The sequence below is a fragment of the Sphingomonas sp. Leaf10 genome (assembly GCF_001421245.1).
Taxonomy (GTDB): domain Bacteria; phylum Pseudomonadota; class Alphaproteobacteria; order Sphingomonadales; family Sphingomonadaceae; genus Sphingomonas.
On the sequence record NZ_LMKE01000001.1, the window covers coordinates 453,099 to 473,001 of the forward strand.

Annotated in this window: 19 protein-coding genes; 12 read left to right on the forward strand and 7 right to left on the reverse strand. The window is 66.5% G+C overall.

All coding sequences use genetic code 11. From position 1 onward, the window contains the following. Position 1: 1 nt before the first annotated feature. On the reverse strand, positions 2–1,342 hold the full coding sequence (locus ASE59_RS02175) for a dicarboxylate/amino acid:cation symporter (RefSeq protein WP_056451498.1): 1,341 nt from the start codon (positions 1,340–1,342) through the stop codon (positions 2–4). 241 nt (positions 1,343–1,583) lie between these two features. Between ASE59_RS02175 and ASE59_RS02180 the strand changes: the two genes are divergently transcribed. After that, entirely contained in the window at positions 1,584–3,302 is a 1,719-nt protein-coding gene (locus ASE59_RS02180) for a sensor histidine kinase (RefSeq protein ID WP_056451500.1), read from the forward strand. Next, a complete protein-coding gene (locus tag ASE59_RS02185; protein WP_056451502.1) occupies positions 3,299–4,609 on the forward strand; it encodes a sigma-54-dependent transcriptional regulator in 1,311 nt (436 codons plus the stop codon). The genes ASE59_RS02180 and ASE59_RS02185 overlap by 4 nt, the downstream gene beginning before the upstream one ends. 3 nt (positions 4,610–4,612) lie before the next feature. Here the strand turns inward: ASE59_RS02185 and ASE59_RS02190 are convergent, their stop codons facing one another. Continuing rightward, positions 4,613–5,353, reverse strand: a complete 741-nt coding sequence (locus ASE59_RS02190) for a Crp/Fnr family transcriptional regulator (protein WP_056451504.1) — start codon at positions 5,351–5,353, stop codon at positions 4,613–4,615. Positions 5,354–5,494: 141 nt separating this feature from the next. On the opposite strand from ASE59_RS02190, the gene ASE59_RS02195 reads away from it, so the two are divergent. Together ASE59_RS02195 and ASE59_RS02200 are read left to right on the forward strand one after the other, a co-directional pair. Further along, entirely contained in the window at positions 5,495–6,460 is a 966-nt protein-coding gene (locus tag ASE59_RS02195; protein WP_056451506.1) for a ferritin-like domain-containing protein, read from the forward strand. A 17-nt stretch (positions 6,461–6,477) separates the two neighbouring features. Beyond that, complete coding sequence (locus ASE59_RS02200; RefSeq protein WP_056451508.1) at positions 6,478–7,497, forward strand: ferritin-like domain-containing protein; 1,020 nt, start codon at positions 6,478–6,480, stop codon at positions 7,495–7,497. A gap of 83 nt (positions 7,498–7,580) precedes the next feature. Here ASE59_RS02200 and ASE59_RS02205 read toward each other — a convergent pair whose 3' ends face one another. Beyond that, positions 7,581–8,333: a Crp/Fnr family transcriptional regulator gene (locus ASE59_RS02205; RefSeq protein WP_056451510.1), complete on the reverse strand. Its 753-nt coding sequence runs from the start codon at positions 8,331–8,333 to the stop codon at positions 7,581–7,583. A gap of 141 nt (positions 8,334–8,474) precedes the next feature. On the opposite strand from ASE59_RS02205, the gene ccmC reads away from it, so the two are divergent. Genes ccmC through ASE59_RS02235 form a run of 7 tightly spaced genes read left to right on the forward strand, consistent with a single transcriptional unit; the run spans position 8,475 to position 13,199 of the window. After that, the gene (gene ccmC / locus ASE59_RS02210; protein ID WP_082458078.1) at positions 8,475–9,200 is read left to right on the forward strand and encodes a heme ABC transporter permease CcmC; all 726 of its coding nucleotides are present in this window, start codon (positions 8,475–8,477) and stop codon (positions 9,198–9,200) included. After that, positions 9,197–9,304 (forward strand): heme exporter protein CcmD, encoded by a 108-nt coding sequence (gene ccmD, locus ASE59_RS19415; protein ID WP_156359823.1) that lies wholly within the window; start codon positions 9,197–9,199, stop codon positions 9,302–9,304. Before ccmC ends, ccmD begins: the two co-directional genes overlap by 4 nt. Next, on the forward strand, positions 9,301–9,729 hold the full coding sequence (ccmE, locus tag ASE59_RS02215) for a cytochrome c maturation protein CcmE (RefSeq protein ID WP_056451512.1): 429 nt from the start codon (positions 9,301–9,303) through the stop codon (positions 9,727–9,729). The genes ccmD and ccmE overlap by 4 nt, the downstream gene beginning before the upstream one ends. Next, positions 9,726–11,642: a heme lyase CcmF/NrfE family subunit gene (locus tag ASE59_RS02220; RefSeq protein WP_056451516.1), complete on the forward strand. Its 1,917-nt coding sequence runs from the start codon at positions 9,726–9,728 to the stop codon at positions 11,640–11,642. The genes ccmE and ASE59_RS02220 overlap by 4 nt, the downstream gene beginning before the upstream one ends. Continuing rightward, complete coding sequence (locus ASE59_RS02225) at positions 11,639–12,166, forward strand: DsbE family thiol:disulfide interchange protein (RefSeq protein WP_056451517.1); 528 nt, start codon at positions 11,639–11,641, stop codon at positions 12,164–12,166. The genes ASE59_RS02220 and ASE59_RS02225 overlap by 4 nt, the downstream gene beginning before the upstream one ends. Then, positions 12,163–12,567, forward strand: coding sequence for a cytochrome c-type biogenesis protein CcmH (locus ASE59_RS02230; RefSeq protein WP_056451519.1), 405 nt, complete (start codon positions 12,163–12,165; stop codon positions 12,565–12,567). Before ASE59_RS02225 ends, ASE59_RS02230 begins: the two co-directional genes overlap by 4 nt. Then, positions 12,564–13,199 carry a tetratricopeptide repeat protein gene (locus ASE59_RS02235; RefSeq protein ID WP_056451521.1) on the forward strand — a complete coding sequence of 212 codons (636 nt, stop codon included), beginning with the start codon at positions 12,564–12,566 and terminating at the stop codon, positions 13,197–13,199. The genes ASE59_RS02230 and ASE59_RS02235 overlap by 4 nt, the downstream gene beginning before the upstream one ends. Before the next feature lie 171 nt (positions 13,200–13,370). Here the strand turns inward: ASE59_RS02235 and ASE59_RS02240 are convergent, their stop codons facing one another. Genes ASE59_RS02240 through ASE59_RS02255 form a run of 4 tightly spaced genes read right to left on the reverse strand, consistent with a single transcriptional unit; the run spans position 13,371 to position 17,022 of the window. Beyond that, complete coding sequence (locus ASE59_RS02240; protein WP_056451523.1) at positions 13,371–13,592, reverse strand: DUF3072 domain-containing protein; 222 nt, start codon at positions 13,590–13,592, stop codon at positions 13,371–13,373. A gap of 48 nt (positions 13,593–13,640) precedes the next feature. Continuing rightward, a complete protein-coding gene (gene kynU / locus ASE59_RS02245; RefSeq protein ID WP_082458025.1) occupies positions 13,641–14,867 on the reverse strand; it encodes a kynureninase in 1,227 nt (408 codons plus the stop codon). Further along, a complete protein-coding gene (locus ASE59_RS02250) occupies positions 14,864–15,688 on the reverse strand; it encodes a tryptophan 2,3-dioxygenase (protein WP_056451525.1) in 825 nt (274 codons plus the stop codon). The genes kynU and ASE59_RS02250 overlap by 4 nt, the downstream gene beginning before the upstream one ends. Further along, positions 15,688–17,022: a dicarboxylate/amino acid:cation symporter gene (locus ASE59_RS02255; RefSeq protein WP_056451528.1), complete on the reverse strand. Its 1,335-nt coding sequence runs from the start codon at positions 17,020–17,022 to the stop codon at positions 15,688–15,690. Before ASE59_RS02255 ends, ASE59_RS02250 begins: the two co-directional genes overlap by 1 nt. A 109-nt stretch (positions 17,023–17,131) precedes the next feature. Here ASE59_RS02255 and alaS point away from each other — a divergent pair, with 109 nt between their 5' ends. Beyond that, on the forward strand, positions 17,132–19,777 hold the full coding sequence (alaS, locus tag ASE59_RS02260) for an alanine--tRNA ligase (protein WP_056451530.1): 2,646 nt from the start codon (positions 17,132–17,134) through the stop codon (positions 19,775–19,777). Positions 19,778–19,903: the final 126 nt, after the last annotated feature.

Here is a 19,903-nt window from a genome sequence, read left to right on the forward strand (position 1 = left end):
ATCATTCGGCGGGGATGGCGCCTTCGGGCATCTGATCGATGCGCACGCTGCGACCGGCCATGGCCTCGTCGAACTGGTGCTTGTCGAGCTTGCCTTCCCACTTTGCGACGACGACGGTTGCCACCGCGTTACCGATGAAGTTCGTCAAGCTGCGGCATTCGCTCATGAAACGATCGACGCCGAGGATCAGCGCCATGCCGGCGACCGGCACGGTCGGCACGATCGACAGCGTGGCGGCGAGCGTGATGAAGCCCGCCCCGGTGACACCTGCCGCCCCCTTCGACGACAGCATCGCGACGGCAAGCAGCAGCAACTGCTGACCCAGCGTCAGGTCGACGTTGCACGCCTGCGCGATGAACAGCGCCGCCAGCGTCATGTAGATGTTGGTGCCATCGAGGTTGAACGAATAGCCGGTCGGCACGACCAGGCCGACGATCGACTTCGGGATGCCGGCACGCTCCATCTTCTCGATCAGCGAGGGCAGCGCGCTTTCCGACGACGAGGTGCCGAGCACCAGCAGCAGTTCTGCCTTCAGGTACGAGATCAGCTTGAAGATCGAGAAGCCGCAGAACCGCGCGACCGCGCCCAGCACGACGATCACGAAGATCAGCGCGGTAAGGTAGAAGGTGCCGACTAGCGCGGCGAGGCTGAACAGCGTGCCGATGCCGTATTTGCCGATTGTGAACGCCATCGCGCCGAACGCGCCGATCGGTGCCGCTTTCATCAGGATCGCGACGACCTTGAAGAAGGCGATCGAGATGTCGTTGAGGGCATCGAGGACGCGCTCGCCCTTGTCACCGATCATGGCGAGGCCGATCCCGAACAGGATCGCGACGAACAGCGTCTGCAGGATGTTGCCCTCGGTCAGTGCCGAGATGAACGTGTCGGGGATGATCCCCATCAGGAAGCCGGTGATCGTCGAATCATGCGCCTTTTCGGCATATTCGGTGACCTTCGACGTATCGAGCGTCGACGGATCGATGTTCAGCCCGGCACCGGGTTGCACGACGTTGGCCACGATCAGGCCGACGACCAGCGCGAGGGTTGAAAAGAACAGGAAATAGGCGAACGCCTTGCCTGCGACGCGCCCGACGCTGGCAAGGTCGCGCATACCGGCGATGCCGGTGACGATCGTCAGGAAGATGACCGGCGCGATGATCATCTTGACGAGCTTGATGAACGCATCGCCGAGCGGCTTCAGCGCTTCGCCCGTCTGCGGGTAGAAATGACCGAGCAGCACGCCGCACACGATGGCGACGAGCACCTGCACGTACAGATGCGCATACCATGGCTTGGCTGCCGGCGGAATCGGCGGGTGGGGGGACTGACCAGCGATTATCATATGACGACCTTTCATCCTCTGGTGCGCCCGGCCCTGCTCTTTCCCTGGCGGTTGGCGCGACTGGGATGGTTTAACGAATTGCAATCAAGGTTGTCGTCCACGCAATCCAGTTCCGAAAGCATATCTAAAACAGTATCTTAGGAAAATTACGACAGATAAACTGCGCCAATTTTCGCCAACGAAATCCGTCGAAGTGCAATTTCTTGCACAAAAGCTTTCCGGTTCGTAAAGCTGTGATCCGATGCGGGCGGGACTCAGATCGGCATGGATTCGATGGGTGTTCGGGGCGCTGCTCCTGAGCGTACTTGCCGCCGCGCTGGTGGGTCGGCTGACCGAACGCCGCGCCCGCGCCGATCTCGTCGCGTCGATGGAGGCCGATGCCCGCCTGCGGCAGGTATTGCTCGCCAGCGAGATCGCTCGCTTCCGCCTGTTGCCGCTGGCGCTCGCCGACGATCGCGACGTCGTGGCAGCGGTGCGGGGTGCGGATGGCGCGGCCGGCGCGCTGAATGTGAAGCTCGGCGCACTCGCCGCCGCGACCGGCGCGTCGGTCATCTACGTCATCGGACCTGACGGGCTGGCGACCTCCGCCAGCAACTGGACCGATCCGCAGAGCTTTGTCGGCAAGGACTATTCGTTCCGCCGCTATTATCGCGACGCCATGCGCGCGGGATCGGGCATGCAGTTCGCGCTCGGCACCGTCAGCCACCGCCCCGGCCTGTATCTCAGCCGCCGGACGGCGGAGGGCGGCGTCGTGATCGTGAAGCTCGAATTCGACCGGATCGAGCAGGAATGGGCGGCGGCGGGCGGATTGACCTTCGTTACCGACAGGGCGGGGGTGGTGCTGATCTCCAGCCGCCCGCAATGGCGCTTCGCCACCACCCGGCCGATCGCCCCGGCCATCGCCGCGGCGGTACGCGCCGACAGCGGCGCCGAGGCACTGCGTCCGCGCCCGTTCGCGATCCTCGACGATGCGATTCGCCTGAACGGCGAACGGCGGCTGTTGCAGCATGTCGAGACCGATGCCGACGCGGCCGGCTGGCGCGTCCATCTCGCCATGCCGCTGCAACCGGCGGTCGGGGGCGTAGTGCGCGGCAGCGCGATCGCGGCGGCGATCGCCACGCTTGCATTGCTCGCGCTGGCGTGGGGGCTGCGCGAACGCTCGCGTCGCCGGGCGATCCGTACCAGCGAGCTGGAAGCCGCTGTCGCCGATCGCACCCGCCTGTTGCGCGACGAGATGGAGGAACGCGCCGCCGCCGAGGCCCGTGCCGCCGATCTGCGCGAAGGGTTGCGCCAAGCCAATCGCCTCGCCGCGCTGGGACAGATCACCGCCAGCGTCGCGCATGAAACCGCACAGCCGGTCGCCGCCATCCGCAATTATGTCGCCGCCGCCCGCCAATTGCTGGCGCGGGGCGATGCGCGGCAGGTCGACGACAATCTCGGTGCAATCGCCCGGCTGACCGACCGCATCGGCCTTGTCACCGCCGAACTGCGCGGTTTCGCGCGCAAGGGCAGCGGCACGATCGGCCCGGTGCCGCTGGCCGATATCGTCGATGGCGCCCGCCTGATCCTCAAGGAGCGATTGTCCGAGGTCGACTTCACCGCGCCGGTCCTTCCCGACGATCTGCTGGTGATCGCCGGGCGGGTCCGGCTGGAACAGGTGCTGGTGAACCTGTTGCAGAATGCGCTGGAGGCGCTCGACGGCCGCCCCGATCCGGCCATCGCTATCGAGGTGCAGGTCGATGGCGACATCGTCTCGCTGGTCGTCGCCGATAACGGTCCCGGCATCGACCCGGCGGTCGCCGAACGCATGTTCACCCCCTTCGTCACCAGCCGCCCCAACGGACTCGGGCTGGGGCTGGTGATCGCGCAGGACATCATGACCGATCTGGGCGGCACGCTGCGGCTGCTGCCTTCGGAGCGCGGCGCCCGCTTCGAAGCGACGCTGCGGCGGGTGCCATGAGCGCCGCGGGCACGGTCCGGGGGCGGGTGGCGCTGGTCGAGGACGATCCCGACCTGCGCGCCTCGACCCAGCAATTGCTGATGCTGGCGGGGTTCGATGTCCTGCCCTTCGTCGCCGCGCAGCCGGCGCTGCTGGCGATCGATGCCGATTTCGACGGCATCGTCGTCACCGACGTGCGCATGCCGCACATGTCGGGGATCGAACTGTTCCGTATCCTGCGGGAGCGCGATCCGACGCTGCCGGTGGTGCTGGTCACCGGCCACGCCGATGTCGAAATGGCGGTCGACGCGCTGAAGGCGGGAGCATGGGACTTCTTGCCCAAGCCGTTCGATCCCGACGCCCTCGTCGCCGCCGCCACCCGCGCCGTCGCCGCGCGGGCGCTGGCGCTCGACAATCGCCGGTTGCGGGCGCAGGCGGCGGGCGGTGAACAGGCCGCACTGATCGGTCGTTCGGCCGCGATCGTCCGTCTTCGCGACATGATCCCGGTGCTGGCCGATACCGATATCGACCTGCTGATCGAAGGGGAGACCGGCACCGGCAAGGAATTGCTGGCACGATCGATCCACCGCGCCGGCCGTCGCGCCCGGCATCGCTTCGTCCCTGTCGCCTGTGCGGCACTGCCCGGACAGGCGATCGAAGACGAATTGTTCGCAACGCTCGGCGATCGCGGCATCGTCGGGGCACAGCGCGGCACGCTGTTCCTCGATGATATCGATCAGGCGCCACGCGCCTTGCAGGGGCGGCTGACCCAGGTGATCGAGGATCGGGCGATCCGGGGGCCGCGCGATGTCGTGCCGGTCGATATCCGCGTCATCGCAACCGCGGCGGAGGAGGCGCAACGCGCGCCCGATGCGATCGCCCCGGCGCTGCTCTACCGGCTGGCGGCGGTGCGGCTGCGCATTCCCCCCTTGCGCGAACGGCGCGAGGACGTGCCGCTGCTGTTCGCGCATCTGGTCGACGCGTCGGCAGCGCGGCTGCGGCGCGAGGTGCCGTCACTGACGCACGAGGCGCGCGACCTGCTCGCGCATCACGACTGGCCGGGCAATGTCCGCGAACTGGCGCATTTCGCCGACCGCTTCGTGCTGGGGCTCGACGGGAGTGGCAGCATGGCGGCGTCCGACGACGCCAGCCGCCCGCTGCCTGAACGCATCGCCGCGTTCGAGCGCGAGGCGATCCTCGCCGCGATCGCCGCGACCGGCGGCGAGATCGGCGCGGCGATCGACCGCCTCGGCATCCCGCGCAAGACCTTTTACTACAAGGTGCAGCGGCTCGGCATCGACCTGAAGACGGTGCGCGGAAAGCCCTGACAATCAGCGCGGCGTTTCGGGCGCCAGGCCGTCTTCGGCGACATAAGCGAGCCCGGCGCGCGCCTGCAGCGCCGCGCGGTCGCGCATCGTGATCCGCCCGCGCGAGCACCGCACCATATGCTCGCCCTCCAAAATGTGGAGGCAGTCGGTGACCGTCGCCCGGCGCAGGTTCAGCGTCGCTGCGATCGAGGCATGGGTCACCGACATGGTGTCGCCATCGATTCGGTCGTCGATCATCAGCAGCAGCCGGGCGATGCGCCGTTCGGGCACGTCGCGCAGCGCCGACGCCAGCGTCCGCGCCATCTGCATCGTGAAGCGCTGGGCGAAGGTCAGGATGCGTTTGAGCAATTCGGGATCGTCGTCGGCGGCATCGACGACCGCCGCCGCCGGGATTTCGATCGCGCTGCCCGACTGGATATGGACGCGCGCGGTGAACGGCGTCGGCTGGTCGCTGTACAGGCGCGACCAGCCGACCACGCCGTCGCGCCCGATCAGCCCGACATCCTGCGACGATCCGCCGGTCGATACCGACAGCATCGCCGGTGCGCCTTCGGGAAAGACCAGTCGATCGATGGGTTCGCCGGCGCGGGTAAGCACGTCGCCCGTATTCAATTCGATGCGGGTTGCCGCCATCGCCAGTCGTCGCCGCGTTTCCGCGCGCAGCGATCCGATCAGCCGATTGTCCGTCGTCGGCAGAAAACTGCCATTGTCGGGCGAAATGTCTGTTTGCACTACGAACGCCATTTGACGACCTTTTGCCCGCAAGATTTTTTGCAATCCAGTCATCGGCCGCTCCCTGTACGGAACCGTACGTCCGGATCGGGCGTGCATCTTTTGCCGCTCGGGCATCGTTCCATCGAAATAACGATGCAGGGAGACGGTATCATGACCGATCAAACGTTGTTGACGGAGGCGTTCGAAGCACGCGCCAAACGCCGCGAGGACCGGCGCGACTTCTTTCGGATGCTGGGCGGGGCGGCGGCGATCGGCGGTGCCGTGATCTTCGCTTCGGAATCGAACGAAGCCATCGCACAGTCCGCGCCGAGTGATGCGGACGTTCTCAATTTCGCGCTGAATCTCGAATATCTGGAGGCGCAGTTCTACTATTTCGCCGCCTTCGGCACCGGCCTGCCCAGTTCGCTGCTGACCGGTACCGGTCAACAGGGCGCGGTAACCGGCGGACGGCAGGTGACGTTCACCGACCCGGTCGTTGCCCAATATGCCCGTGAGATCGCCGCCGACGAACGTGCGCATGTCGAATTCCTGCGCACCGGTCTCGGCACCTCGGCCGTCGCCCAGCCGGCGATCGACATCAGCGCCTCGGCCACCGGCGCCTTCTCGAACGCTGCCCGCGCGGCGGGACTGATCGGGGCAGGGGCCAGCTTCGACCCCTATGCTAGCGACGAGAATTTCCTGCTCGGCGCCTATATCTTCGAGGATGTCGGCGTGACCGCCTATAAGGGCGCCGCGCCCCTGCTCTCCAGCAAGGTGTTTCTCGAGGCCGCTGCCGGCATTCTCGCGGTCGAAGCGTATCATGCGGCGATCGTCCGCACCACGCTGTATGCCAAGGGGATCGCCACGCCCTCGGCACGGTTGATCGAGGCGAGCGACGCCATCTCCAACGCGCGCGACAGCCTCGACGGCACGACCGACCTCGATCAGGGCCTGACCCCGTTGTCGAGCAATCCCAATGCCAGCAACATCGTCCCCCTCGACAGCGACGGCATCGCCTTCAGCCGCTCGGCGGGACAGGTGTTGAACATCGTGTACCTCAACAACACCCAGGTCAGCGGCGGCGGCTTCTTCCCCAATGGGGTGAACGGCACCATCCGCGCCAGCGCCGCCAACTGAGCCAGGGAGACAGTATCATGACCAAAGATCCGATCCTTCAGGTTCTTGAAGCCTGCGACGAACGCCGCAACGCCCGGCGCGAGTTCATGCGCTATGCCGGGGGCGCTGCGGTCGCGACCGCCGGTGCCTCGCTGCTCGGCGCATGCAGCGACAGCGGCGGTGGCGCGATCAACGGTGGCACCCCGACCCCCACACCCACGCCGACGCCGACGCCCACCAGCGCGATCAGCGACGCCGATGTGTTGAACTTCGCGCTGAACCTCGAATATCTCGAAGCGCAATTCTACTCCTTCGCCGCGCTCGGCACCGGCCTGCCCAACAGCAGCCTGTCGGGCACCGGCAATCAGGGCGCCGTGACCGGTGGCCGGCAGGTAACCTTCACCGACCCGCTCGTCGCGCGTTATGCTCGCGAAATCGCGGCCGACGAAATCGCGCACGTCAATTTCCTTCGCCGAAACCTCGGATCGGCGGCGGTCGCGCAACCGGCAATCGATATCGGCGTGACCGCGACTAGCGCTTTCTCGAACGCGGCACGTGCCGCCGGGCTGATCGGGGCGGGGGCGGCATTCGACGTCTATGCCAATGACGAGAATTTCCTGCTCGGCGCGTATATCTTCGAAGACGTCGGCGTCACGGCGTATAAGGGTGCGGTCGGGTTCATCTCGAACAAGACCTTTCTCGAAGCCGCAGCCGGCATCCACGCGGCGGAGGCATATCACGCCGGGCTGGTTCGGACCGTGCTGTACCGCAAGGGCGTCGCCACACCGGCGCTGCTCGACGCCGCCGACGCTATCTCGAACGCGCGCGACAGCCTCGATGGCAGCAGCGATCTCGATCAGGGCATCCGCCCGACCGGCAGTGGCACGACGATCGCGTCCAACATCGTCCCCGCCGACGGTAGCGCCATCGCCTTCAGCCGCACGCCAGGCCAGGTACTCAATATCGTGTATCTGAACCGCACCGCACAGACGGCGGGCGGGTTCTTTCCGAACGGCGTCAACGGCACGATCCGTCAGAGCGCCGCCAGCGGAACCTGACCGACACGGATTACGGGCCGTCCAAAGGTGGACGGCCCGTAATCCGCATCACCCCGCCCGTTCACCGGTCGGGACGAAGGCGCTTAGACCCGGACAAGGCGCTCATACGCCGCCTCGGCCGACCCGTAGGTGTCGGCGGCCAGCGCCAGCAGCTTTTCCCGCTCGCGCACGATCACCCGCCCACGGACCGATCGGATCGCATGTTGTTCCTCCAACCGGTGGAGTGCGTCGGTGATGCTGCTGCGCCGGACGCCCAGCATGATTCGGAACTCCTCATGCGTCATCGTGATTTCGTCGCCGCGCACCCGATCGTGATACAGCAGGATCCACCGCGCCAGCCGCCGTTCGACCGAATGGCCCAGCGCCGACACGACGGTCCGTCCCATCTGGATCATGAACACCTCGACGAAGCGTAGCAGCGCCTGCCGTAGCGTATCGCTCTGGTCCGCCGCCTCCAGCACCCGGTCGACCGGGATGCGCAGCGCGGTACCGGCCTCGGCACGTAGAATCGTCGTATAGGGCGACCGGTCGTCGCCCAGCAGTACCGGCCAACCCAGATACCCCTCGTTACCGATCAATCCGACCGCGTGCAGCCGTTCGCCCTCGATCGTATCGAGCAACGCCGCGATGCCGGAATCGAGGAACGTCAGATGTTCGATCCGTCCGCCTGCCGGTACGATCACGTCGCCAACGGCAATCGACACCCGTTCGAAATGCGCCGAGAGCAACGCGAAATCGGCTTCGCTGAGATTGGCGAGAAACAGATTGGCCGACATGCGCCGACCGGCGGCGGCGGCGCGGTTTACGAATCCGGCGTGGTCTTGCAGCAAACTCATGATGGCTCCCGTACAAACCGGCCCGACTTGGGTTCAAGTCCGTAGCGTACCAACGGTAATGTATCGTTACGGTTGCGGATGGCGGGACGACGTCGATCCGCATTGCCGTTTGCGCGCGGCTTGCATAGACAGGGCGCGACCGTGCCCAGCATTCATGCCCTTGCCAATCCCCGTCGATTTCTGTCGATCGCGCGACCGCTGACCCCGCTGCTGGTCTGGGGCGGGCTGGCCCTGTTCCTGTTCGGTTGCTGGGCGGGGCTGACGCAGACGCCGGCCGACTATCTACAGGGTGACAGCGTCCGCATCCTCTACGTCCACGTCCCCGCCGCGTGGCTCGGCATGGGCGGCTGGTCCGGCCTCGCCATGGCGAGCATCGTCTATCTGGTCTGGCGGCATCCACTCGCGGCGGTCGCGGCGCGGGCGATCGCGCTGCCCGGTGCGGTGTTCGCCGGCGTCTGTCTGGCGACCGGATCGATCTGGGGGCGTCCGACCTGGGGAACATGGTGGCAATGGGACGGGCGACTGACGTCGATGCTGCTGCTGTTCTTCGTATATCTCGCCTATCTTGCCCTCGCTCGCGCTGATGCCGAACGCGATGGTGATGGGCGGATACCGGCGTTGTTCGGCATTGCCGGCACCGCGCTGCTGCCGATCATCCGCTATTCGGTGCAATGGTGGAACACCTTGCATCAGGGGCCGAGCATTACGTTGACCAAATCGACCATCGACCCGTCGATCCTGTGGCCGCTCGGCTTTACGGCCGGTGGCGCCAGCCTGTTGTTCGGCGGTATCGTGCTGATGCGGATGCGTGCCGATCTCGCCCGGATCAAGGCGGAGGCGCGGATGCGTCGCCGGGCGGCCGCATGAACCACTGGCCCTTCATCCTCGCCGCATACGGCCTGACGATCGGCGCGATCGTCGCGTTGATCCTGTTCGCATGGGTGGCGATGCGCCGCGCGGAGCGGGGATGAGTCCGAAACGGCAACGCATGACGCTGGCATTGCTGGCGGTGGTCGCGATCGTCGGCGCGGTGCTGCTGGCGATGTCGGCGCTGAGCGACGAGGCGGCGTTCTTCTACGCACCCGCCGATGCTGCGTCCGCGCCGATCGACAAGCCGGTGCGGCTGGGCGGCATGGTCGCACCCGGATCGATCAAGCGCATGGGCGATGGCGTGACGATCGCCTTTACCGTCACCGATGGCAAGGCGACCGTGCCGGTCCGCTTCTCCGGCATCGTCCCCGACCTGTTTCGCGAGAATTCGGGCGTGGTCGCGGAAGGGAAGTTCGTGGCCGGCGGCGGCTTCGTCGCCGACAATCTCCTTGCCAAGCATGACGAACGCTACATGCCGCCGCAGGTCGCCGGAAAGATGCACAAGAGCGAAAGCCTCGCCCAGTGATCGCTGAAGCCGGTCTTGCCGCGCTGTGGCTGGCGGCGGCGATGGCGCTGCTGCAACTGGCGATGGCGGCGATCGCGCTGTCGTCGCGAGCGGAGGAACCGCCGCAGATCGTTCGCGACCTGCTCGCCGCCGTCCGCCCGGTCGCGGTGGCGCAGGGGTTGCTCGCGCTCGGTGCCTTTGCCGCGCTGGTCGCCTTGTTCGCGCGCACCGACCTGTCGGTGCTGCTGGTCGCCGAAAACAGCCACAGTGCCAAGCCGATGCTGTACAAGGTCGCGGCGACATGGGGCAATCACGAAGGGTCGATGCTGCTCTGGGTCACCGTGCTGGCGGTGGCCGGCGGGGCGATCGCCTTGTTCGAGCGATTGCTGGCTGCGCGGACCCATGTCGCGACGCTGGCGGCGCAGGCGGCGATCGCGGCGGGGTTCTACGCCTTCCTGCTGTTCGCCTCCAATCCCTTCGCCCGCCTGTCACCGGCACCGCTCGACGGTCTTGGCCTCAACCCGTTGTTGCAGGACCCCGGTCTCGCCTTCCACCCGCCGACCCTGTATCTCGGCTATGTCGGCCTGTCGGTGGCATTTTCCTTTGCCGTCGGGGCGCTGATCACCCGCGATGTCGGCCGCGATTTCGCGCGGGCGATGCGGCCATGGGTGCTCGGCGCATGGATATTCCTGACCATCGGCATCACCGCGGGCAGCTACTGGGCTTATTATGAACTCGGCTGGGGTGGCTGGTGGTTCTGGGACCCGGTCGAGAACGCATCGCTGATGCCGTGGCTGGCGGCGACTGCCCTGCTGCATTCGGTGACGGTGCTGGCGACCCGCGATGGTCTCCGCGCGTGGACAATCATGCTGTCGGTCGTCGCCTTCTCGATGTCGATGGTCGGCACTTTCCTCGTCCGCTCGGGTATCCTGACCAGCGTCCATGCCTTCGCCGTCGATCCGACGCGCGGCAGTTTCATCCTCGCGCTGCTGATCCTGTATATCGGTGGGGCGCTGGCGCTGTTCGCCTTCCGCGTCGGTACGGTGCGACAGGGGGCGTTGTTCGAACCGGTCAGCCGCGAAGGCGGGTTGGTGCTCAACAACCTGTTGCTGTCGGTCATTCTCGGCATCGTCCTGATCGGTACGCTCTATCCGCTCTTGGCCGAGGCGTTCGGCGTGCAATTGTCGGTCGGCCCGCCCTTCTTCAACCGTGCCGCCGGACCGATCGCGCTGGTGCTGGTCGCGGCGATGGCGGTCGGACCGTTGCTGCGCTGGCGGCGCGATCGGGGCAGGGCGGTCGCCCGGCGGATAGCGGTGCCAGCGGCGGTGACCTTGCTCGCCTTCGTGGCGTCGCTGTTCACCGACGCCGGCTGGATGCCGGTCCTCGGCCTGTCGCTCGCCGCCGGGCTGGCGGTCGCCAGCGTCCTGCCGCTGGTCGGACGCAGTCCGTGGCGGACCCCGCTGCCGATCTGGGGCATGGTCGTGGCGCATCTCGGCATCGCCGTCAGCCTCGCCGGCATGGCGAGCGACAGTGCGTTTAACGCCGAACGCCTCGTCGCCGCCGCACCGGGCGAGACGAACCGCGTCGGCCCGTTCGCCATCCGCTTCGAAGCGATCAAGCCGGTCGTCGGCGGTAATTGGTCGGCGGTACAGGGGCGGCTGATCGTCATCCGCGACGGCGGCGTGCCGTTCCTGTTGCGCCCCGAACAGCGTTTCTTCGCCAACCCGCCGACCGAAACCAGTGAAGCCGCGCTCGCGACCTTCTGGGACGGGCAGCTGTACGCCGTGCTCGGCCGTGACGATCATGGCGGGCGGCGGCAGTTGCGGCTGTGGTGGAAACCGTTCGTGACGCTGATCTGGGCCGGCGGCGGCCTGATCGCGCTCGGCGGCTTCATCTCTTTGATCGGTCGCGTCCGGCGGCGGAGGGCGCGGTGAAGCGGCGGCTGCTCTGGGTGCCGCTGCTGGCGTTCGTCGCCATCGCCGGCCTGTTCGCATGGATGTTGCGGCAGGAGCCAAACCGACAGGTCCGTTCGCGCCTGATCGGTCAGCCTCTGCCCGCCTTCACCCTTGCGCCCGCCGTCCCGACTAAGCCCGGCCTCGTCACCGCCGCTTTCCGCACCGGTCAGCCACGCCTGCTCAACGTCTTCGGCAGCTGGTGCGTCCCCTGCGCTGCGGAGGCTCTGCAACTGGCGAAGCTGGCCAAGGCCGGCGCAGCGATCGACGCGATTGCCATCCGCGATACGCCCGACAAGGTCGCCGCCTTCCTCGCCGACTATGGTGACCCCTATGCCGCGATCGGTGACGATCGGAACAGCTCAGTACAACTCGCGCTCGGATCGTCGGGCGTCCCCGAAACCTTCGTCATCGACGGGCAGGGCCGCATCGCCCACCAGCATATCGGCGCGATCCGCGACGAGGATGTGCCGGTCCTGCTCGCCAAGCTGAAGGCCGCGCAATGAGGCTGTTACTCCCCCTCGCGCTGCTGCTCGCGGGCCCCGCCTCGGCACAGTCGAACGTGCCGCCCCCGGCACTCGCCGATACGCAGCTGCCCGATCCGGCGCAGGAGCGATCGGCCAAGGCGCTGATGGAAACGCTGCGCTGCCTCGTCTGCCAAAGCCAGTCGATCGCCGACAGCGATGCCGACATGGCCGCCGATATGCGCGCGCTGGTCCGGCAACGCATCGCGGCGGGCGAGCGCCCCGATCAGGTCCGCGACTGGCTGATCCAGCGCTATGGCGATTATGTCAGCTACGATCCGCCCTTTTCGTCTGCCGGCATCGTGCTCTGGGCGACGCCGCTGCTGCTGCTCGGTATAGGCATCATACTCGCACGGCGCAGTCTGAAGCGGAGGCGGCGATGAACGGCTGGCTGATCCTGTTCGCGCTGCTCGTCGGCTGCTTCGCGCTGCTGGTCGTGGCGCGCGTTGCCAAGCCGCTCTGGGGGTTCGTGGGTGCCGGACTAATGCTGGGCGCGGCCGGCTATGCGTGGCAGGGACGGCCCGAACTGCCCGGCACGCCACGCGCCGCGCACCGCGAGACCGAACCGGTCGACATCGCCGCCGACGATCTACGCGACGCGATCTGGGGCCGTTTCACTTACGATTATGCCTATGCCGTCGCCGCCGACGGCCTCGCCCGCGCCGGTGCGACTCAAGCGGCGGTGAACGCAGTATCGGGCGGGCTACAGGGCAATCCGCAAAGCGCGCGGCTCTGGACCCGGCTCGGCACCGCGATCCTCGCGCACGACGGCGGCCGGGTGCTATCGCCCGCCGCCAAGCTCGCCTTTGCGCAGGGCATCGCCAAGGCACCCGACCATCCCGGACCGTATTTCTATTACGGCATGGCGCTGATCCAGACCGGCGACCTGCCCGGTGCGAAGCGGGCCTGGCTGGCAGCCCTCAAGCGGTCGCGGACCAATGCGCCGTACCGCGTCGATCTCGCCACCCGACTGGTCTTGCTCGACCGGCTGATGGCGATGCCGACGACACGCTAACGCCGATCTTACCCCCGTTCGGTTCGAGCAGCTTCGAGCTTGTCGAGAAGCGTCCGTCGAGAACTTGATCGCTCGGGGCAACCCCTTCTCGACTTCGGTTCTCGACAGGCTCGAACCTCCGCTCGAAGCAAACGGGTGGGTTAGATAGGGGAGGGCGGAAGCGACGAAGTATTAGCTCGCCCCGCGCCCGGTCTTTTCCTGCAACGCATCAATCGCCTTCGACGCTTCCGCCTTGGTCAGCCCGTCGTCGAACGGCTCGCCGGCCTCTTCGCTCAGCGTCTTGAGATACGACGCCTGCGCCCCGGTCATCTTTTCATCACCGGTCGTCCAGTCGTCCGGATCCTTCTCGGCATTTGAAAAGGGTTCGCTCTTGGGATTGGCATGTTCGGTCATGGCAGTTCCTTTCGCCGCCACCAACCGCCCCGTTCCCAATTCGTTCCGTCAGGTCACCGCGTTGCGCGCATGATATTCGGGCAGGTCCCAACTGTCGTCGCGCAGCAGTTCAGCGAGCACCGCCACCGCCCGCCACAGGTTGGCAAACCCGACATACAGCGGCGCAAACCCCAACCGCAGCACGTCCGGCGCACGAAAATCGCCGATCACCCCACGATCGATCAACGCCTGACAAATCGCATAGGCTTGTGGATGGCGGAACGAGACATGGCTGCCACGCGCAGCCGCATCACGCGGCGACACCAGTTCCATTTCGGGACAATGTTCGGCCATCAGCTCGATACACGCATCGCCCAAAGCCCGTCCTTTGGCGAACAGTGCGGCAAGATCGACGGCATCGAACTGCGCGATCCCTTCCTCCAACGCGGCGATCCCGAGGATCGGCGGCGTCCCGCACTGAAACCGGCCGATGTCCGCTGCCGGTGCATAGTCGTCGCCGAAGTCGAACGGCATGGCATGGCCGAACCATCCCGACAGCGGCGATCGCAACACCGCCTGATGCCGCTCCGCCACGTACAGGAAAGCCGGCGCACCCGGCCCACCGTTCAGATATTTATAGCCGCAACCGACGGCCAGATCGGCGTTGCAGCCGTTCAGGTCGACCGGCACCGCCCCGACGCTATGGCTAAGATCCCACAACATGAGCGCGCCCTTCGCCTGCGCCGCCGCAGTGATCGCGGCCATGTCGAGCATCGCCCCGCTCTTGTAATGGACATGGGTGAGCAGCACAACCGCGACATCGTCGTCGATCGCATCGACGATCTCCGCCACCGGCACCGTCTTCACCTGCGCATCGCCAACGCTCCACGCCGCGCCATCGGCCATATACAGGTCGGTCGGAAAATTGCCCGGCTCCGACAGGATCGTCCGCCGTCCGTTCTGCGCCTTCACCGCCGCGACCAACAATTTGTAGAGATTGGACGAGGTTGAATCCGCCACCACCACCTCATGCGGCTCGGCGCCGATGAACCGCGTGATCTTCGCACCGACCCGCCGCCCGGCACCGACCCAGTCATGTGCGTTCCAGCTGCGGATCAGCCCCTGACCCCATTCCTCGACCGCCACCGCCTGCAACCGCGTCGGTGTCGATTTCGGCAACGCGCCCAGCGAATTACCGTCGAGATAGATCACCCCCTCCGGCAGCGCGAATCGATCACGAAAGCCGGCGAGCGCATCGCCGGCGTCCAGCGCCTTCGCCTCGGCCAGCGACTTCACAACGCCACCCGCACGGCCAGCAACTCGGGAAAGAACACTTCGTCGATCACTTTCGCCAGATAGGGGACGCCCGCCGTGCCGCCGGTGCCACGCTTGAAGCCGATGATCCGCTCGATCGTCTTCAGATGGCCGAACCGCCACAGTTGCACCCGGTATTCGAGGTCGACCAGCTTCTCGGCCAGTTCGTACAGATCCCACCACAGATCGGGATCCTGATACACCGCCTGCCACGCCGCCTCGACCGCCGGCGATGCGGCATAGGGTTGGGTAAAGTCGCGCTCCAGCCGGTCCGCCGGAATGTCGAACCCCCGCCGCGCCAGCATCCGCAGCGCCTCGTCATACAGGCTGGTCCGCGACAGCGCCTCGGTCAGCACCGCCTGCGCTTGCCGGTCGCCGTCATGCGCCGCCAGCATCCCCGCCTTCTTGGCACCCAGCATATATTCGAGCAGCCGGTACTGCACCGACTGGAACCCCGAACTGCCGCCCAGCTTGCCGCGCATCGCCGTGTAATCGGCGGGCGTGATCGTCGCCAGCACCTCCCAGCTCTGGATCAGTTGCTGCTGCACGCGGGCGACGCGCGCCATCATCTTGAGCGCGCTGCCCGGACGGTCGGCGATCAACGCCTGCCGTGCCGCCTCCAGCTCATGCAGGCACAGCTTGATCCACAATTCTGACGCCTGATGGATGACGATGAACAGCAATTCGTCATGGGTGTCCGACAACGGCTCCTGCGACGTCAGCAACCGGTCGAGCCGCAGATAGCTGCTATAGGTCGGCCCGCTGGCGGGCGGGGCGGGGCGGTCCGCTTCACGACTCTCCATTATTTCGGCTCACCCATGTCGCGGAAGCTGTCGGGGACATCGGTGCGCGGATGCCCCGACGGCGTCGGCAACGGCTCGATCACCGGCGATTCCGGCGCGTCGAACCCGCCCTCCCATTTGGCGATCACGCTGGCGGCGATCGCGTTACCGACGACATTGGTGGCGGTACGACCCATGTCGAGGAAATGGTCGATGGCGAGGATCAGCAGCAGCCCGGCCTCCGGAATATTGAACATGCCGAGCGTCGCGGCGATCACCACCAGGCTGGCGCGCGGCACACCCGCAATCCCCTTCGACGTGATCATCAGAACCAGCAGCATCAGGAACATCTGTCCCCAGCTGAGGTCGATGCCATAGGCCTGCGCGATGAAGATCGACGCGAACGTCATGTACATCATCGACCCGTCGAGATTGAACGAATAGCCGAGCGGCAGCACGAAGCTGGCGATGCGCGGCGGCACCCCGAACCGGTCGAGCGCCTCCAACGTACGCGGATAGGCGGCCTCCGACGACGCAGTCGAAAAGCCCAGCAGGATCGGATCGCGCAGATAGCGCAGCAGCATCTTCACCCGCGGGCCGATGATGGCAAAGGCGATGCCGATCAGCACCGTCCACAGCGTGGCGAGACCCAGATAGAAGCTGCCCATGAAGTAGGCGAGGTCGCCGATGATCCCCGGTCCCCGCTCGGCAAGCGTCGCCGTCACCGCCGCGAACACCGCGAAGGGTGCGAAGCGCATGACGTAATCGGTGACCTGCAACATCACCGCGACCAGTCCTTCGAGCGCGCGGACCAGCGGCGCGGCCTTTTCACCGACGGCGGTCAGCGCGACGCCGATGAACAGCGAGAAGATGACGATCTGCAAGATCTCGTTGGTCGCCATCGCCTCGATGCCCGAGGCGGGGAAAATATGGCCGACGAACTTCACGAAATCGAACGCTGGCTTCACGACGCCGCTGTCGGCGGTGACCGGCGGGACCGGCAGGGCCAGACCCACGCCCGGCTGCAACAGATTGACCAGTACCAGCCCGAGCGTCAGCGAGATGAAGCTCGCCATCACGAACCAGCCGAACGACCGCAGACCGACCCGGCCGAGCGACGAACTGTCGCCCATATGCGCGATGCCGACGACCAGCGTCGAGAAGACCAGCGGCGCGATGATCATCTTGATCAACCGCAGGAACACGGTGGTCACGGCGGACAGATAATAGGCGATATTCTTCAGCGTCGCGGTGCCCGCACCGCCGCCATCGTCCAGCCCGGCGTTCAGCGCCCAGCCGAGCACGAGGCCGCCTACCAGCGCGATGAGAATGAAAGTCGTGAGCCGCTTGGCCATGCGCAGTCCCTGATCGTTTGCGCGGGAAAGGACGGGAATGTTTCGTCCGGGTCAACCCCCGTGCTTGTCCCAGCTTGGCAAGTCGCGCGTGCCTGCGTATCGAGCCGGAATGACCTCGACCAATGATGTCCGCCGCTCGTTCCTCGACTTTTTCGAGAAGGCCGGCCACGCCCGCGTCGCCTCGGCGCCGCTCGTTCCGCAGAACGACCCGACGCTGATGTTCGTCAATGCGGGCATGGTGCCGTTCAAGAACGTGTTCACCGGCCTCGAGACGCGGCCCTATGTGACGGCGACGTCGTCGCAGAAGTGCGTGCGCGCCGGCGGCAAGCATAACGACCTCGACAATGTCGGTTACACCGCGCGGCATCACACCTTCTTCGAAATGCTCGGCAATTTCTCGTTCGGCGATTATTTCAAGGAACAGGCGATCCTGAACGCTTGGGAATTGCTGACGCGCGACTGGGGCCTTCCGGCGGACAAGCTGACCGCGACCGTCTATCACACCGACGACGAAGCGTTCGACCTGTGGAAGAAGATCGCCGGGCTGCCCGATCACAGGATCATCCGCATCCCGACCAAGGATAATTTCTGGGCGATGGGCGACAGCGGCCCGTGCGGTCCCTGCTCGGAAATCTTTTACGACCACGGCGACCACATCCCCGGCGGCCCTCCCGGTTCGCCGGACGAGGATGGCGACCGCTTCGTCGAGATCTGGAACCTCGTGTTCATGCAGTTCGAGCAGGACGCGAACGAGATCGTCGGCGAACTGCCCAAAAAGTCGATCGACACCGGCATGGGGCTGGAGCGGATCGCGGCGGTGATGCAGGGCGTGTCGGACAATTACGACACCGATACGTTCAAGGCGCTGATCGCCGCATCCTGCGAACTGACCGGCACGCGGGCGGAAGGGCCGACCCAGGCCAGCCACCGCGTCATCGCCGATCACCTGCGCGCATCGGGCTTCCTCGTCGCCGACGGCGTGCTGCCCGCCAATGAAGGGCGCGGCTATGTCCTCCGTCGCATCATGCGCCGCGCGATGCGCCACGCGCATCTGCTGGGGGCCAAGGATCCGTTGATGCACCGGCTGGTTGGCTCGCTCGTGTCCGAAATGGGCGCGGCCTATCCCGAACTGGTCCGCGCGCAGCCGCTGATCGAAGCGACGCTGCAACAGGAGGAAACCCAGTTCCGCCGTACCCTCGACAAGGGGCTGAAGCTCCTCGACGAAGCGACCGCCGATCTGGCCGAAGGGGCGACGCTGGCCGGCGAGACCGCGTTCAAGCTCTACGATACCTATGGCTTCCCCTATGACCTGACCGAAGACGCACTCCGCGCGCAAGGCTACGCCGTCGACCGCGCCGGCTTCGACGCGGCGATGGCCGAGCAGAAGCGGGCGGCCCGCGCCGCATGGAAGGGCTCGGGCGCCAAGGCTTCCGACGATATCTGGTTCGACGTTCTCGAAACCGCCGGTCCGACCGAATTCATCGGCTATTCGGTCGAGGCGGGCGAGGGGCAGGTCGTCGCGATCGTCAAGGACGGCGCCCGCGTCGAGTCGGCGGACGCCGGCGACGAAGTGCTGGTCCTGACCAACCAGACGCCTTTCTATGCCGAAAGCGGCGGTCAGGTCGGCGATGCCGGCACCATGGCGACTGAGGCGGGGCTGAAGGCGACCGTCACCGACACCGCCAAGCAATTGGGCAAGCTCCACGCCCATGTCGCGACGATCGACGCCGGCACGCTGAAGGTCGGCGACAGCGTCGCCCTCACTATCGACACCGCCCGCCGCGCCCAGATCCGCGCTAACCATTCGGCGACGCATTTGCTGCACGAGGCGCTGCGCGAACGGCTCGGCACCCATGTCGCGCAAAAGGGGTCTATGGTCGCGCCGGAGCGGCTGCGCTTCGACTTCTCGCAACCCTCGCCGATCGCGGCGGACGCGCTGTCGCTGGTCGAAGCCGACGTCAACGCGCAGGTCCGCGGCAACGGCAGCGTCACCACCCGGCTGATGACCCCCGACGACGCGATCGCGATGGGCGCGATGGCGCTGTTCGGCGAGAAATATGGCGACGAGGTCCGCGTCGTCTCGATGGGGCAGGATGCGGAAGGCACCTATTCGATCGAACTGTGCGGTGGCACCCACGTCAATGCGCTGGGCGAGATCGGCCTGTTCAAGATCGTGTCCGAAGGCGCCGTTTCCTCGGGCGTCCGCCGCGTCGAGGCGTTGACCGGCGAGGCCGCTCGCCAATGGCTCGGCAATCGCGATGCCAAACTCCGCGAAGCCGCCGCCGCGTTGAAGGCGACCCCCGACGAAGTGCCGGCCCGCGTCGCGCAACTCGTCGAGGACCGCCGTCGCCTCGAACGCGAACTGGCCGAGGCCAAGAAGGCGCTGGCAATGGGTGGCGGTGCTGGTGCCGCCCCTGCCGGCCCCGAACAGGTCGGCGACATCGCTTTCCTCGGCCAGGTCATTGACGGCCTCGAGGCCAAAGCCCTGCGCGGCACGATCGACGAAGCCCGCACCCGCGTGCCGTCGGGCGTGGTCGCGCTGGTCGCGGTCAATGACGGCCGTGCCTCGGTCGGTGTCGGCGTGTCGAGCGACCTTGTCGGCCGGATCAGCGCGGTCGATCTGGTCAAGGCGGCGGTCGCGGCTCTGGGCGGGCAGGGCGGCGGCGGCCGTCCCGACATGGCGCAGGGCGGCGGTCCGGACGGATCGAAGGGCGCCGAGGCGATCGACGCGATCAAGGCGTTGCTGGTCGGCTGATCGCTAGCGGTCAGTATAACCGCAACCGCCCGTGCCTCTCCCCTCCCTGAAAGGGAGGGGCCGGGGGTGGGTTGGCGCGTGAGGGAAGGTAACGCCCGCCAACAGACCGACCCACCCCCAGCCCCT

Excerpts from the sequence above, each read along its gene's own strand:
- ASE59_RS02205 (WP_056451510.1), bottom strand. The coding sequence starts at position 8,333 with ATGAGTTTGCTGCAAGACCACGCCGGATTCGTAAACCGCGCCGCCGCC.
- alaS (WP_056451530.1), top strand. The coding sequence starts at position 17,132 with ATGACCTCGACCAATGATGTCCGCCGCTCGTTCCTCGACTTTTTCGAG.
- ASE59_RS02235 (WP_056451521.1), top strand. The coding sequence starts at position 12,564 with ATGAACGGCTGGCTGATCCTGTTCGCGCTGCTCGTCGGCTGCTTCGCG.
- ASE59_RS02230 (WP_056451519.1), top strand. The coding sequence starts at position 12,163 with ATGAGGCTGTTACTCCCCCTCGCGCTGCTGCTCGCGGGCCCCGCCTCG.
- ASE59_RS02195 (WP_056451506.1), top strand. The coding sequence starts at position 5,495 with ATGACCGATCAAACGTTGTTGACGGAGGCGTTCGAAGCACGCGCCAAA.
- ASE59_RS02255 (WP_056451528.1), bottom strand. The coding sequence starts at position 17,022 with ATGGCCAAGCGGCTCACGACTTTCATTCTCATCGCGCTGGTAGGCGGC.
- ASE59_RS02250 (WP_056451525.1), bottom strand. The coding sequence starts at position 15,688 with ATGGAGAGTCGTGAAGCGGACCGCCCCGCCCCGCCCGCCAGCGGGCCG.
- ASE59_RS02180 (WP_056451500.1), top strand. The coding sequence starts at position 1,584 with ATGCGGGCGGGACTCAGATCGGCATGGATTCGATGGGTGTTCGGGGCG.
- ASE59_RS02185 (WP_056451502.1), top strand. The coding sequence starts at position 3,299 with ATGAGCGCCGCGGGCACGGTCCGGGGGCGGGTGGCGCTGGTCGAGGAC.
- ccmE (WP_056451512.1), top strand. The coding sequence starts at position 9,301 with ATGAGTCCGAAACGGCAACGCATGACGCTGGCATTGCTGGCGGTGGTC.
- ASE59_RS02200 (WP_056451508.1), top strand. The coding sequence starts at position 6,478 with ATGACCAAAGATCCGATCCTTCAGGTTCTTGAAGCCTGCGACGAACGC.
- ASE59_RS02240 (WP_056451523.1), bottom strand. The coding sequence starts at position 13,592 with ATGACCGAACATGCCAATCCCAAGAGCGAACCCTTTTCAAATGCCGAG.
- ASE59_RS02190 (WP_056451504.1), bottom strand. The coding sequence starts at position 5,353 with ATGGCGTTCGTAGTGCAAACAGACATTTCGCCCGACAATGGCAGTTTT.
- ccmD (WP_156359823.1), top strand. The coding sequence starts at position 9,197 with ATGAACCACTGGCCCTTCATCCTCGCCGCATACGGCCTGACGATCGGC.
- ASE59_RS02175 (WP_056451498.1), bottom strand. The coding sequence starts at position 1,342 with ATGATAATCGCTGGTCAGTCCCCCCACCCGCCGATTCCGCCGGCAGCC.